This window comes from Hymenobacter sediminis (genome assembly GCF_003231285.1).
In the GTDB taxonomy this organism is placed as follows: domain Bacteria; phylum Bacteroidota; class Bacteroidia; order Cytophagales; family Hymenobacteraceae; genus Hymenobacter; species Hymenobacter sediminis.
The window spans coordinates 431,621-444,644 of record NZ_QKNS01000004.1 but is presented as its reverse complement, the minus strand read 5'-3'; the positions used below and the strand labels follow the sequence as shown (position 1 = coordinate 444,644).

Genomic DNA, 13,024 nt, shown 5'->3' with positions numbered 1-13,024 from the left:
CGCCCATTTCTCGCCCAACGGGCAGTGGGTTACTTACGTGGTCAGCCAGGCAGACACGGCCAGCTACGTAAAGGACTGCTACGACCGGTACCTAGCCTGGTATGATAAGTACCTGAAAGCCGGGAGCACCAGCGCTGGCAGGCAGTAGGGACTTTTAGGATCAAAAAAAAGCCCGTAGGACATACGCCACAGGCTTTTTTGCTGGTAAACAATCTATTTGCTGCAACGCGGAGCCTCTACAACCATTTGGGGCACATCAAAACTCTGGTAGATAGCCAGGCACGGGCGAGGGGCTGATTCCTTAGCTGTAGCCTTGCGCAGAGCAAAGGTGAACTTTTTGCCCGGCTCAGACCCGATTGGTAGCTCAGAGTAAGTCCCTATTACGTTTGGCCGCAGCGTGTCGCGGTACATAATGGGTTTGCCGATGCCGACGGCCTCATCTACTTGAATGAGCATGCCGTTGCAACTGGCTCCTAGTACTTGTCCGCTGATACAGTTCAGTTCGGGCTCTTGCGCTTCTTCGTCCGTCTGGCATCCGGCTAGCAGCGCTAGTGCGAGCAGGCCACCAAGGTTTATGGAAAGTAGTGTTTGTGTCATAAGGGTAGTAGTCGGGGCTACTACTGAGAGATGCGAGCCAACTAAATGGTTGCACCCTACCCTTTGCCTACAGCGCAAACTCGCTTAGGACGCGGTATACATCATGAATGTTCTTGTCGTTGCGGAAGGTTTTGCTGATGGGCTCGGTTTGGCCGCGCACCCAGATTTTAATTTCCGCATCGAGGTCGAAGTGGCCGGTGGTTTCCATGGAGAACCGTTCGATGCTGCGGTACGGAATGCTCAGGTACTCGCGCTTCTTGCCCGTCACGCCTTGCTTATCCACCAGAATCAGGCGCTTACTGGTAAATACCAGCAGGTCGCGGATGACGGCGTAGGCCGCGCGCACCGTTTCGCCGGGGGCCAGCAGCTGCTGCAACTCCAGCTGAATTTCTTGAGCATCGGTTTCGGCGGCATTGCCCAGGATGGCATCGAGGATTCCCATAGGGGTAGGAGGTAAGGTGGAAGGATACCGGAAGCTAGCAAGAAATTCTATTTGGAAGCGGCCTTCTCACAAGTAGACAACCCCAAATCTGCTACCCCTACCGATGAGCTAAAGCCAGATACTATTTACGGCAGGAGCTAACTGCTGGGAGCATAATGGATTTTATAGGTCTTTCCATGAAAGGGAAATTGAATTTTAATGGAGAATAGCTTTCGATTACAATTATGATAGTAAAGCAGTGGTTATTTGAAAAATATAAATTTCACATTGGCTTAACATTGAGTTTGATATACTGTAATGAGCTATAATAAAGTAGTATGATAAATTTTTAGGCGCTTAATAGCTGATTTATAGAGTGCTGTATCTGTAGTTGTAAGTTTATCATAATGGGATAATACAATTCACTGGAAACAAGTATACCTTTGCGGCCCTTTTCGAAAAAGGGCTTTTTTCAACAAACGTTTATCTATGAGTAACTTACGTTTACGCCATTTGGTGTTGCTGATCCTGACGTTACTGTCAGTGCGGTTGGGCATGGCGCAAAGCACTACAGCGGCCATGAGCGGCTCCATTACCGACAAGGATGGAGCTGATCTGCCGGGTGCTACCATCATTGCTACGCACACACCCACCAACACCCAGTACATTGCGCCCACCAACTCCGAAGGGCGTTTTAACATCCAGAACATGCGTGTAGGCGGCCCCTACACCGTGCGGGTAACTTACATTGGTTATCAGGATGTGCTGCGTGATAATATCTTCCTGAGCCTGGGCCAGAACCAGCGCCTCGATATCAACCTGAACCAGGCTACAGCTCAGTTGAACGAGGTAGTAGTGAGTGGCCGCCGCGACGGGGTGATTAACGCTAGCCGCACGGGCGCCGAAACGCGCATTTCGCGCGAGCAAATCCAGCGTCTGCCCACCATCAACCGGTCCCTCAACGACTTTACCCGCCTCACGCCTCAGGCCAACGGCGGTACCAGCAACTCTATTGGGGGCGCTAACAACCGCTACAACAACATCACCATTGACGGTGCGGTAAACAACGACGTATTTGGTCTGGCACCCAGCGCTACCCCCGGCGGGCAGGCAGGCACTCAGCCTATTGCCCTCGACGCTATCCAGGAAATTCAGGTGGTAGTGGCTCCTTACGATGTAACTCTGGGCAACTTCACCGGCGGCGGCATCAACGCCATTACCCGCTCGGGCTCCAACGACCTGTCGGCTTCCATCTACGGATTTGGCCGCAACCAGCACATCATTGGCAAAAGCGTGACCGAACCCCGCGTGAAAGCCGATGAGTTCTACAACTACCAGACCGGTGCCCGCGTGGGCGGCGCCATCGTGAAGGACAAAGTGTTCTTCTTCGTGAACGGCGAAATTGCCCGTGCCAGCACGCCCCTGGGCTTTGAGCCCGGTACCTCGTCTTCGAGCATCAACCCGACTACGCTGGCTGGCATTGCTACCTACGCCAAGCAGCGCTACGGCTACGACGTGGGCAACTACACCGGTACCGAGAACATCCGCACGGAAAGCAACAAGGTATTTGGCCGTCTGGACTTCAACCTCTCGGACAATCACCAGCTGACCATCCGCCACAACTACGTGGAGGCGTTTTCGGACAACCTCACCCGTTCGTCTATCAACTTCCGCTTCGGCAACAACGGCTACCGCTTCAGCAACGTGACCAATAGCTCGGTAGCGGAATTGAACAGCCGTGTGGGCCGGTTCTCCAACAAATTGCTGCTGAGCTACAGCCGCATCCGTGACCGTCGGGAAACGCGCGGCAGCCTGCTCCCCTCGTTTAGCATTTCCGATAACGGCAATACCTACCTGTTCGGCACGGAGCGCAGCTCGGCCCGTAACAGCCTCAACCAGGACATCATTGAAGTAACCGATAACCTGACGGCCGCTTTCGGCAAACACACCGTAACAGTCGGCACGCATAATGAGGCCTTCAAGTTCCGCAACCTCTTCTTAGAGAATGGAAACGGAGCTTATACTTTTACTTCACTGCAGAACTTCTATAATGATAAGGCTACCCGTGTACAGGCAGCCTATGCTACCTCCGGCGACGGAGCCTCGACTTTTAAGGCCATGCAGTTGGGCTTCTATGTGCAGGATCAGTACTCGCCCATTGAGAACCTGCGCCTGACGGCCGGCCTGCGCCTCGACGTGCCGGTGTTCCTGGATAAGCCTGTGTACAACCCCTTGGTGGCAAACCAAACGGCCTTCGACAAGTACGGTGACCTCAACACCCAGAACATGCCGAACGGCCAGCTGCTGTGGGCTCCTCGTCTGGGCTTCAACTACGATGTGAACAACGATGGCAAGCTGCAGGTACGCGGCGGTACGGGTATCTTCACGGGCCGCGTGCCCTATGTGTGGATTTCGAACAGCTACACCAACAGCGGCATGATTCAGGGTAGCCTAGACATCAACAACACGTCGAATAACAACACTAACCCGAGTAACCCGAAGTACCTCCCGACCATTGAGACGGACGTAAACAAAATTCCGACGACTTACAGCTCGGGTGCTTCGAAAACGGCGCAAATCAACCTGCTGGCTAAGGACTTCAAGCTGCCCCAGGTGTGGCGCTCAAACCTGGCCGTCGACTTCCGCCTGCCCGGCGACGTGGTGGCTACGCTGGAAGGTGTGTACTCCAAAACCATCAACGATATTTACTACCAGGATGCTAACCTGGCGGCCCCCATCGGCAAGCTGGCCGGCCCCGACCAGCGCCCCGTGTACGCTACTGGTAATGCCCGCCGCGTTGACCCGAACTTCACGAACGTGTACGTGCTGAAGAACACCAACAAAGGCTACCGCTACAACTTCACGGGTCAGCTGCAGAAGCAATTCTCGGAAGGCCTGAACGCCATGGTGGCATACACCTACGGTAAGTCGAAGGAAATAAACAGCGGCTTCAACACTACAGCCTTATCAAACTTCGGCTTCAACCAGATCATCACGGACCCGAACAACCCGGAACTGAGCTTCTCGCTCAACGACCGTCGTCATCGGGTGGTAGCCACGGCTGGCTACACGTTCCGCTACGCCGGCGACAAACTGGCTACTACCATCTCGGCCGTGTATGAAGGACTTTCGGGCCAGCCGCTCACTTATGTGTACGGCAACAGCACTGACCTGAACAGCGACGGTAACAACGGCAATGACCTGATCTACATCCCCCGCGACGTACGGAACTCCAACGAAATTAAGCTGGTGACTACCGACAGCCGCACCCTGGCTCAGGTACAAGATCAGCTGGATGCCTTCATCAACAACGACCCCTACCTGCGCAGCCACCGCGGCCAGTATGCCGAGCGTTTCGCCGCTCGTCTGCCCTGGACGCATCAGATTGACGTGCGCTTGGCCCAGGATTTCAACTTCCAGGCCGGTGGCAAGAAGAACACCATCCAGGTAACCTTCGACGTCATCAACGTGGGCAACCTGCTCAACAACGATTGGGGCCGTCAGTACTCGGTGCAGAACAACGCTACCGAACTGCTCCGCGTGGAATCGACCGGCAACGGCCAGCAGCCTACCTTCTCGTTCCCCCGCACCATTGCTACCCGTACCAACGCCTGGGATGTAGTATCCCTGGCTTCGCGCTGGCAGGGCCAGCTGGGTGTGCGCTACATCTTCAACTAAGCGCTACCTAGTAGCACTACCCGAAAAAAAGCGGGCGGCGAATTTCGCCGCCCGCTTTTTTATGTGGCTATCAGCATAAGCCAAGACATCTATACCCGTGTGGGCTGTACTCTGGTCTTGCCCACCAACAGCTTACTTACTTATTGCTTGTTGCACTATCACGTAGGTAGTCACTAAGTGTTAACTCCTCTTTTAGAGGTAGGAGGCGGAAAACAAAAACAGCCGGACCATATGGTCCGGCTGTTTTGCATTGTGGTGAAACAACTACTCTTACTTGGTACCACCCGTGGAGGTAGTGCCGTTCACTGGCTTCTGCTCCTTTTGCTGCATGGCTGATTGCTGCTGCATGGGGTTGGGTTGGGCGCGCTGCTGATACTCGAACAACTCGAAACGCGAAGGTGCCGCTTTCTGGGGCCAGGCGTTGTTTGAGAGGTCGGTGTCGGCAGTTTGCAGGTAGGGGTCCAGGGCAAAGCTCACTACCGGCTTTTCGGTGATGAACACCTTGGTTACCTCGGCGTTGTTCTTGCGCCAAATTTCGGCCGGAATGTTCACTACCTCCTGCTTGCCATCTTCGTAGGTCATTTGCACAATAACCGGCATGGTCAGACCGCCTTTGTTTTTCAGGCTCACCTCGTAGAAGTGCAGGCCACTGTTGAGGCGCTGCTGCTGCTCGGGGCTCATGCCTTTCACCAGCTGCTGGTAGCGTTGCTTGTCGGCCTCAGTGGTAGCCAATGGGTCGTAGCTGTTATAGAAGTCTTTCAGCTCCGGCTTATCGTCCACCAGGGTTTTCTTGATGTCCTGGAGGTTGCGCTGCTGCGAAATGCTCTGGGGCGCTTTGTTGATCATTTCGCGCTTGCGGGCATTCTCAATTTCGGGGTTCTTCGAGTCCACCGTGTACCACTTCACGCCGTCAATGGCCAAGTCGGTATGCTCGGTGGTGTAGAACCAGCCGCGCCAGAACCAGTCGAGGTCCACGCCTGAGGCGTCTTCCATGGTCCGGAAGAAATCGGCGGGGGTAGGGTGCTTGTAGGCCCAGCGAGTAGCGTATTCCTTGAACGCATAATCGAACAGCTGACGGCCCATGATGGTCTCACGCAGAATGTTCAGGCCGGTAGCAGGCTTGCCGTAAGCATTGTTGCCGAACTGCAGCACCGATTCCGAGTTGGTCATGATGGGCGTCTGCAGGCTCTTGTCCGTCTGCATGTAGGGCACAATGTTGGCAGGTTCGCCGCGCTTGGAGGGGTAGTTACGCTCCCACTCCTGCTCCGTGAGGTACTGCACGAAGGTGTTCAGGCCCTCGTCCATCCAGGTCCACTGGCGCTCGTCGGAGTTCACAATCATCGGGAAGAAGTTGTGGCCTACCTCGTGGATAATCACCGAAATCATACCGTATTTCCGGTCTGCCGAATAGGTGCCGTCCTTTTCGGGGCGGCCGCCGTTGAAGCTCAGCATCGGGTATTCCATGCCGCCTACCGGCCCGTGCACCGAAATAGCCACCGGGTACTGGTACGGGATGGTAAACTTCGAGTAGGTTTTGATGGTGTGCGCAATTACCTCAGTGGAGTACTTGCCCCATAGCGGGTTGCCCTCCTTCGGGTAGTAGCTCATGCACATCACAGGCGTGCCATCCTGCTTGATGCCCATGGCATCCCAGATAAACTTGCGGGAAGAAGCCCAGGCAAAGTCACGCACGTTTTTGGCCGCGAAGGTCCAGGTTTTGGTGCCTTTGGCGCGCTTCTGCTCGGCCTGCTCCGCTTCCAGCGGCGACACAATCAGAACGGGCTTCGTCGAGGTTTTGGCCTTTTCGAGGCGCTGGCGCTGGGCAGAAGACAGTACTTCTGAGGCGTTCTGCAGCGTACCCGTGGCACCTACTACGTGGTCAGAAGGAGCCGTAATGCTCACGCGGTAGTCGCCGAAGGGCAGGGCAAACTCGCCGTTGCCCAGGAACTGCTTGTGCTGCCAGCCCTGGTTATCAGAGTACACCGCCATGCGGGGGTAGAACTGCGCAATTTCGTAGAGGTAGTTTTTGTCCTCCGGGAAATACTCGTAGCCCGAGCGCTGGTTGATCTTGGTCTGGTCGTTGATGTTGTAGCTCCACTTGATGCTGAACGTCACGGCCTGCTTGGGGCGAAGCGGCGTCGGCAGATCAATGCGCATCATGGTGTGGTTGATGACGTGGGGTAGGGCTTTGCCACCCTTCATCTTCACCTCCGCAATTTTGAAGCCGCCGTCGAACTCGCTGCGCTGCAGGTAGTCCAGAGCCTGGAACGGCATGCGCTGCTGGATCTGGCCTACTTCGGTGGCAGCGGTAATCGAGTTTTTGTCGAGAATGTTCTGATCGAGCTGCACCCACAGGTAGGTCAGCACATCAGGCGAGAGGTTGGTGTAAGTGATGTCCTCGTCGCCGGAAATCGACTGCTTGTCATCATCGAGCTTTACCCGGATGTTGTAGTCGGCGCGCTGCTGCCAATACTGGTTGCCGGGCGCGCCCGAGGCCGTCCGGTAAGTGTTGGGGGTAGGCAGCAGGGTTTCCAGCTGGGCGAATTTATCGGTGCCGGAGTTGGTATTCTGCGCCGCGGCTGGTACGGCCAGTAGCGCCGCCAGCCCAGCGGCTAGCAGAGTAGGTTTCAGCATAGGGAGTGAAGGGGAGAAAAGAGGTGCAAACAGAGTAAAACAGAGGGGGCTGCAACCGCCCTCCGCCGCGTGCGGCGAAAGACACAGATGCTATGCGTGGGTTGCAGGCGGTAAGCGAGTGGCAGAGTGAATAGATGAGTTTAAACAATCCTGTCACTCATTTACACCTTCTTACCCCACCAAAAGCGTTAAGGCAATACCCAAGGCAGCACCAGTCGTGACCAGGAGCCAGTCGCGGCGCGCTACGTTAAAGATACGCAGTAACACGAAGCCAAGCAGCAGAATAAGCGCCACAATCAGTAGCTGACCCAGCTCCACGCCCAGGTTAAAGCTCAGCAACTCCAACACCGGCCGGCTCTGGCTCCCCAGCAGTTCGCGCAGGTAGCTGGAAAAGCCCAGCCCGTGAATCAGCCCGAACACTGCTGCCAGCAGGTTGGGTAGAGTGAAAATGATGGGGGTAGCCTCGCGCCGCTCCACCGGCCGGAGGCCCGCTTTGCCGGCCCGTGCCAGGTTCAGCAGGCAGGTCAGCACAATTGTCACCGGAATCAAGGTTTCAATCAGGGTAGGGGAGTAGTTCACTACATCCAGGGTCGCCAGGGCCAGCGTAATAGAGTGCCCCACCGTGAAGCTGGTAACCAAGGCTACTACCCGTCGCCAGTCCTGCAGCACGTAGGGCGCGCACAACGCCAGCAGGAACACCAAGTGGTCGTAGGCCTGCAGGTTGAAGATGTGGTGAAAGCCGAGCTGGAGGTAGGTAGTAAAGACGGACGACATAGGGCAAAGCTACACGAAACCCCGAAGGGAGTAGAAATGCGCTTTTAAAAGGAAAGTACAGACCTGAAGCAGGAAAGAGCACATCGACATTTTTGCCTCCGCGGCAGAAAAAGTACTATTGAGCACTCATTGCTAATTAACTACTTCATTTATCTGATTTTTATGCGAAAGTATATGGCGGGTGCTCTGCTCTTCCTGGGTGTAAGTGCAAGCGCTTCTGCCCAGCAGGTGCCTGCTTTTCCGCTGGATACCGTGCAGGCCATGCAAAGAATGTTTCATAAGCACCGGACGGGCGGCTGGATCTGGACGGCGGTGGGCAGCGTGTTTGCCGTGCGTATTGCCTCGGTAGCTGCCGGCAGCAGTGCCACCGACGGATTTGCCAGTACGGCCGGAGGTACAGTGGTCGGTGTGGGCCTGTTCGGCGGAGTACCCGCCGGCATCGGCATTGGTAAGCTCACCCGCTTCAGTAAGGCCAAAGAGCAGCAAACTATTGAACTCTATCAGAAATCGGGCATCCTGCCGCCCTACGTCAGAAAAAGGCTGAAACCAAAATACTTCAGTCAATAGCTCAGAATAACTCAAAACCGCCCCGCCGGCAGCAAAGCCAGCGGGGCGGTTTAAAGTCAGGACACGCATAGGTGACCAAGTGGAATTCTAATGGTCGCCTTCACCGCTTAGGTCAGCTCCAATCATCACGATGCGAGAAGGAGCCCCGGCCACAGTAAAGCTGTGCTTTTCCTCCAGGGTAGCTTTGTCTAACATGTGCACTTTGCCCTGGGTTGGGTTCGTGAGGTACACGTAGGCTTTGGTGGCCGCTATGAAAGGAGCAGTGGTAGCTACGTTCGGAATCAGGCCCGAAATAGACTTTTCCGCCTTCTTCGCTCCCGTGGCTCCATCAAATACCAGCAGCTTGCCATCCGCTTGCAACACCACAATATCCTGGCCAGCCGCGTCATACAAGGCACGAGTGTATTGCATGATGCCGCCCACACTCGTGAAGGTTTTAGTGGTGGGGTTAACCAGGTGCAGGCCGGCCGTGGCGCTCATGCCCAAGAAGGTTTTGGCTGCCGCTCCGTAGCTCAGGCTGGAGAGCCAGTTTGTACCGAAGGCAGCAGGGTAGGAAATAAGCTCTTGCTGCCCGCTGCTCTGAACCTTGAGGATGCCCTGCGGCGTGCCAAACAGGGCCAGCGACCCATCGGTGGCATTGCCATGAATGTTGGTGACGCTGATAGCCGAAGGACTACCTACCTCGTTGCCCTGAGCCGTAACAATTTTTACCCGCCAAGGGGTAGCGCCGGTTGCTGCTTTGTCGGAGACGGCAAACGTGTTGTTGCTGAATGTGATAAGCGCGCCGTGGTGAGCGCTGCCCACCGGAACGGTAGTTGTAGCGGCGGCAGTATGCAGGCTAGCCTCATTGGTGAGGTGCAAATGGCCGTCGCCGTCGCCAAAGATGGCAATGCTGCTACCCTGCACGCTGAAGTGAGCCGGCTTCAGGGCCGCTGATTTGGTAAGAGCCCACTTCGGGGTGCCCTTGGTGTGGGCGTGGTCGCCGTGGGCTTCAATGCCACTGTCGAAAAATTCCACCGAGTTATTAGCACCCGATACAAAAGCTGCAAACCGGCTGCTACCCGTTGGATAGAGCGTGGCGCCACCAAAGCTAGCCTGAAAGCTTTCTTGGGTTTGCTTGCTTGGCGTAAGCAGCGTAACAGCCGTGCTCGTTTGGTCAGCTACCAGCAGGCGTACGTGCTGGCTTTCCGTTTTGGCTGGCTCAGGTGCGGCGTCTTCTGCATCATCTTTATCGCAGGAAGAGAAAGCACCGCCTAGCACCAACGCTGTGGCTGGATATAGAATACTGCGGGTCCACGTTTTCATAAGAACAAAGGGGTAGTGAAAGGGTGAATGGTGCGCAAATGTATAAATGAAACATTGTTGCAAATATTAAAAAGGTATTAAAAAGCCCCGCTGGTACATTACCAGCGGGGCTTTTTCTTTTAAACCAGCCTAGGAAGCTACACGCCCGGAATTTCTACATCCACATTTACAAAGCGGATCTGTTCGTCTTCCAGCACTGCTTCCACTACAGCGTCTTTGCTAACCCGGCCCGAAAGAATGTCTTTCGACAGCTCATTGAGTACCAGGCGCTGCAGCACGCGCTTCAATGGGCGAGCACCAAACTGCGGATCGAAGCCTTGTTCGCCGAGGTAGTCGAGTACTTCGTCGGTAGCTTCCAACCGAATACCGGCTTCTTCCAGGCGCTGCTGAATCTGGCGGAACTGAATGTCCACAATTTTGCGAATCTCGCGGCGCTTCAGCGGCTGGAACATTACAATCTCGTCGATGCGGTTCAGGAACTCGGGGCGCATGTGGCCTTTTAACCGCTCTACCACTTCCTCACGGGTGCGGTCCACCACTTCGTCGTGGTTGTATTCATTCAGCTCTTTGAAGTTTTTCTGAATGATATCGGCACCCGTGTTCGAGGTCATGATGATGATGGTGTTTTTGAAGTTTGCCACCCGGCCTTTGTTGTCGGTGAGGCGGCCATCATCGAGCACTTGTAGCAAAATGTTGAACACATCGGGGTGGGCCTTCTCGATTTCGTCGAGCAGAATTACCGAGTACGGCTTGCGGCGCACGGCCTCGGTCAGCTGGCCACCTTCGTCGTAGCCCACGTAGCCGGGAGGCGCTCCAATCAGGCGCGACACGGCGTGGCGCTCCTGGTACTCGCTCATGTCGATGCGAACCATGCTGTTCTCATCGTTGAACAGGTACTCGGCCAGGGCCTTCGCCAGCTCGGTTTTCCCTACCCCCGTTGTACCCAGGAAGATGAATGAACCAATCGGGCGCTTAGGGTCTTGGAGGCCAGCACGCGAACGGCGCACTGCATCCGAAATAGCCGCAATGGCTTCCGTTTGGCCGGCTACCCGTTTGCCCAGCTCTTGCTCCAGGTTCAGCAGCTTCTCGCGGTCCGATTGCAGCATCTTGCTTACCGGAATACCGGTCCACTTAGCTACTACCTCGGCAATGTCTTCGGAGGTCACCACTTCCTGCAGCATCGAGCCACCATCCTTGCCTTTGTCGGCTTCGGCCTGGGCCTGCAGTTCCTTTAGCTTGGCTTCGGCTTCCTGAATTTTGCCGTAGCGCAACTCCGCTACGCGGCCGTAGTCGCCCTGGCGTTCGGCTTGGTCGGCCTCCAGCTTATAGCGCTCAATGTTCTCCTTCTCGGTCTGAATGCTGGTGAGGGCCGATTTCTCGTTTTCCCACTGGGCTTTCAGCGAATCGCGCTTGGCCGTCAGCTCGCTCAGCTCTTTATTGAGCACGTTTTCCCGGTCGTGGTTTTCTTCCCGACGGATAGCTTCGCGCTCAATTTCCAGCTGCATGATGCGGCGCTGTACCTCATCCAGCTCCACCGGCATGGAGTTAAGCTCGATGCGCAGCTTGGCCGCGGCCTCGTCCATCAAGTCAATAGCTTTGTCGGGCAGGAAGCGGTCGGTGATGTAGCGCGAGCTGAGCTCTACGGCAGCAATTACGGCGTCGTCCGTAATCCGCACGCCGTGGTGCAACTCGTATTTCTCCTTGATGCCGCGCATGATGCTTATGGCATCTTCCGTGCTCGGCTCGTCTACCATTACGGCTTGGAAACGGCGCTCCAAGGCCTTATCCTTCTCGATGTACTTTTGGTACTCTTTGAGGGTAGTAGCGCCAATGGAGTGTAGCTCGCCGCGGGCCAGAGCTGGCTTAAGCAAGTTGGCCGCGTCCATAGCGCCTTCACCGCCACCACCGGCCCCAATTAGGGTGTGCATCTCGTCGATGAACAGAATGATCTGGCCTTCGGAGTCGGTTACTTCCTTGATGACGGACTTGAGACGCTCCTCAAACTCGCCCTTATATTTGGCGCCCGCAATGAGCAGACCCATGTCCAAGGACATGATGATTTTGTCCTGAAGGTTTTCGGGCACGTCGCCGGCCACGATGCGCTGGGCCAAGCCCTCCACAATAGCGGTCTTACCAACGCCGGGCTCACCGAGCAGGACGGGGTTGTTCTTGGTACGGCGGCTCAAGATCTGGAGTACGCGCCGGATTTCCTCGTCGCGGCCGATAACCGGGTCCATCTTACCGGTGCGCACCTGCTCATTAAGGTTGCGGGCGTAGCGGTTGAGGCTCTGGTACTGGTCTTCGGCAGTCTGCGAAGTGACCTTGCGGCCTCCGCGCAACTCCTTAATAGCCGCTTTCAGGTCTTTCTCATTGAAGCCGGCGTCTTTCATTAGGGTAGCCACGGCATCTTTACCGCCCAGCAGCCCCAGCAGCAGGTGCTCCACCGACACGTATTCATCGTCGAACTCCTTCAGAAAGCCGGTAGCGCGCTGCAGAGCGGCCGCCGCTTCGTTGGAGAGGTAGGGCGAACCGCCGCTTACTTTCGGATATCCGGCTACAATAGAATCGAGGCGAGGCGTGAGAATATTTAGGTTCACCCCCAGCTTCTTGGCCAGAAACGACAGCACATTCTCATCGCTCTGGAAGAGGCCCTTCAGTAGGTGGCCGGTTTCAATGGCCTGCTGCTGGTTGCCCCCGGCAATTTCAGTGGCCTTCTGCACGGCCTCCTGTGCCTTGATGGTATAGTTATTAAAATTCATGGTTGCTAAGGTCTAGGTAGGTGCTTCGGGTTAGGAAGTTCTACGGGATGCTTAGCAAACGAGGTGCGGAAGTTATTTTACTGCCTTTGTGGCATTGTGATAAGATAGAATATACGAGTATATAGACATTATGTCATTGAATAGCACAGCTTGGTAGCTCGGTGCTTCAAAACTTAAGCAACCAACAGTCTACTTGAGATGTTGCTACAGACTCTTTGGGTCTGCTATAGCTTAGCGCTATGCTTGCTTGACCAACATCCTCCTAGTGCGTTGTATAAAGTCTAGATAC

General features: G+C 55.4%; 8 protein-coding genes. 2 read left to right on the top strand and 6 right to left on the bottom strand.

Annotation, left to right across the window (positions count from 1 at the left end; all coding sequences use genetic code 11):
• Positions 1 to 213: 213 nt before the first annotated feature.
• Positions 214 to 597: a hypothetical protein gene (locus tag DNI29_RS13450; protein ID WP_110978622.1), complete on the bottom strand. Its 384-nt coding sequence runs from the start codon at positions 595 to 597 to the stop codon at positions 214 to 216.
• A 67-nt stretch (positions 598 to 664) separates the two neighbouring features.
• Positions 665 to 1,039, bottom strand: a complete 375-nt coding sequence (locus DNI29_RS13445; protein WP_110978621.1) for a PH domain-containing protein — start codon at positions 1,037 to 1,039, stop codon at positions 665 to 667.
• Positions 1,040 to 1,507: 468 nt separating this feature from the next.
• On the opposite strand from DNI29_RS13445, the gene DNI29_RS13440 reads away from it, so the two are divergent.
• Positions 1,508 to 4,696 carry a TonB-dependent receptor gene (locus DNI29_RS13440; RefSeq protein ID WP_110978620.1) on the top strand — a complete coding sequence of 1,063 codons (3,189 nt, stop codon included), beginning with the start codon at positions 1,508 to 1,510 and terminating at the stop codon, positions 4,694 to 4,696.
• A 270-nt stretch (positions 4,697 to 4,966) separates the two neighbouring features.
• Here the strand turns inward: DNI29_RS13440 and DNI29_RS13435 are convergent, their stop codons facing one another.
• Complete coding sequence (locus DNI29_RS13435) at positions 4,967 to 7,330, bottom strand: M1 family metallopeptidase (RefSeq protein ID WP_110978619.1); 2,364 nt, start codon at positions 7,328 to 7,330, stop codon at positions 4,967 to 4,969.
• 171 nt (positions 7,331 to 7,501) lie between these two features.
• The gene (locus tag DNI29_RS13430; RefSeq protein WP_110978618.1) at positions 7,502 to 8,104 is read right to left on the bottom strand and encodes a HupE/UreJ family protein; all 603 of its coding nucleotides are present in this window, start codon (positions 8,102 to 8,104) and stop codon (positions 7,502 to 7,504) included.
• A gap of 162 nt (positions 8,105 to 8,266) precedes the next feature.
• Between DNI29_RS13430 and DNI29_RS13425 the strand changes: the two genes are divergently transcribed.
• Entirely contained in the window at positions 8,267 to 8,671 is a 405-nt protein-coding gene (locus tag DNI29_RS13425) for a hypothetical protein (protein WP_123823242.1), read from the top strand.
• 87 nt (positions 8,672 to 8,758) lie between these two features.
• Here the strand turns inward: DNI29_RS13425 and DNI29_RS13420 are convergent, their stop codons facing one another.
• Together DNI29_RS13420 and clpB are read right to left on the bottom strand one after the other, a co-directional pair.
• Complete coding sequence (locus DNI29_RS13420) at positions 8,759 to 9,976, bottom strand: hypothetical protein (RefSeq protein ID WP_110978616.1); 1,218 nt, start codon at positions 9,974 to 9,976, stop codon at positions 8,759 to 8,761.
• 137 nt (positions 9,977 to 10,113) lie between these two features.
• A complete protein-coding gene (gene clpB, locus DNI29_RS13415) occupies positions 10,114 to 12,735 on the bottom strand; it encodes an ATP-dependent chaperone ClpB (RefSeq protein WP_110978615.1) in 2,622 nt (873 codons plus the stop codon).
• Positions 12,736 to 13,024: the final 289 nt, after the last annotated feature.

What these genes read in the sequence shown, in the direction of transcription:
- DNI29_RS13450 (WP_110978622.1), bottom strand. Translation starts at nt 597, where the DNA reads ATGACACAAACACTACTTTCCATAAACCTTGGTGGCCTGCTCGCACTA.
- DNI29_RS13445 (WP_110978621.1), bottom strand. Translation starts at nt 1,039, where the DNA reads ATGGGAATCCTCGATGCCATCCTGGGCAATGCCGCCGAAACCGATGCT.
- DNI29_RS13440 (WP_110978620.1), top strand. Translation starts at nt 1,508, where the DNA reads ATGAGTAACTTACGTTTACGCCATTTGGTGTTGCTGATCCTGACGTTA.
- DNI29_RS13435 (WP_110978619.1), bottom strand. Translation starts at nt 7,330, where the DNA reads ATGCTGAAACCTACTCTGCTAGCCGCTGGGCTGGCGGCGCTACTGGCC.
- DNI29_RS13430 (WP_110978618.1), bottom strand. Translation starts at nt 8,104, where the DNA reads ATGTCGTCCGTCTTTACTACCTACCTCCAGCTCGGCTTTCACCACATC.
- DNI29_RS13425 (WP_123823242.1), top strand. Translation starts at nt 8,267, where the DNA reads ATGCGAAAGTATATGGCGGGTGCTCTGCTCTTCCTGGGTGTAAGTGCA.
- DNI29_RS13420 (WP_110978616.1), bottom strand. Translation starts at nt 9,976, where the DNA reads ATGAAAACGTGGACCCGCAGTATTCTATATCCAGCCACAGCGTTGGTG.
- clpB (WP_110978615.1), bottom strand. Translation starts at nt 12,735, where the DNA reads ATGAATTTTAATAACTATACCATCAAGGCACAGGAGGCCGTGCAGAAG.